The sequence below is a fragment of the Halobellus sp. EA9 genome (assembly GCF_051195055.1).
In the GTDB taxonomy this organism is placed as follows: Archaea; Halobacteriota; Halobacteria; order Halobacteriales; family Haloferacaceae; genus Haloquadratum; species Haloquadratum rubicundus.
Genome location: NZ_JBNTJW010000044.1, coordinates 1 through 942 on the forward strand (window position 1 = coordinate 1; position 942 = coordinate 942).

A 942-nucleotide genomic window follows, 5' to 3' on the forward strand; every position below is an offset into this window, starting at 1 on the left:
GTGACGCGACCGCGTCACCCGACGAACGATGTTCCCAGTCAAGACGTTCGTCTCGGAGCGTCGAGCCGCGAACCTGTTACAGCAGGTTCGCTGGCGTGACGGCGTCTATTGCCCGTGCTGCCGTGCCGAATCGGTGATTCGGTACGGCAGCTATCGGGTGTTTCAACGGTATCGCTGTAAGAATTGCGACCGCACGTTCAACGACAAGACAGGCACAGTCTTCGAGCATTCGTCAATCGCACTCAGAAAGTGGTTTCTCGCCGTCTACGCCTACATCCGCTTCAATACCAGCCTTCGGCAACTGGACGTTGAGATCGAGGTTTCCTACAAGACGGTGTACCGGCGCGTCCAGCGCTTCCTGCGAGCGCTGGACGCGCCTCGCCCACAGCTGGAAGGGCCGGTCGAACTCGACGAACTGTACGTCAAAGCCGGACTCAAGGGCCGCGAGCGCGACCGCCCGTCGCGCTTGCGGGGGCTATCAACACGTGGACGTGGAAAATATGCCGAGGACAAGCCGCCCGTGTTCGTGCTGGTTGATCGAGGAACGAACGAGTGCTACGTGCTGCCAGCGAAATCCGCCGACGAATCGACGGTACGACTCCTACTCGCCGATCACGAGCAGGAGTCGCTGACCGTCTATACCGATGGATTTCGGGCCTACGATCCGCTAGAGGACGACGAAGAGTTCGACCGCGAATACGTCGTCCACGGCGACGGGGAATATGCTGATGGAGATGTTCACGTGAACACCTGCGAGAGCCACGCGTCGCTGGCGCGACGGTGGCTCTCGCCGCATCAGGGCGTCTCCAAAGACAGGCTCACACCCTACTTCAGAGCGTTTCAGCTTCGCCAACGTGTCCGCCGGAAACCCGGCGAAGAAGCACTCAAAATCATCCTCGAAACCGCTCTATGACTTCACCAACAATCGCTTACCCAACAGCG

1 protein-coding gene is annotated in these 942 nt (G+C 59.7%); it reads left to right on the forward strand.

Translation table 11 applies throughout. From position 1 onward, the window contains the following. Nucleotides 1-28: 28 nt before the first annotated feature. Nucleotides 29-913 (forward strand): IS1595 family transposase, encoded by an 885-nt coding sequence (locus ACQUQ0_RS17565; RefSeq protein ID WP_435187048.1) that lies wholly within the window; start codon nucleotides 29-31, stop codon nucleotides 911-913. Nucleotides 914-942: the final 29 nt, after the last annotated feature.

Coding starts and splice junctions, on each gene's coding strand:
- ACQUQ0_RS17565 (WP_435187048.1), top strand. CDS start 29: ATGTTCCCAGTCAAGACGTTCGTCTCGGAGCGTCGAGCCGCGAACCTG.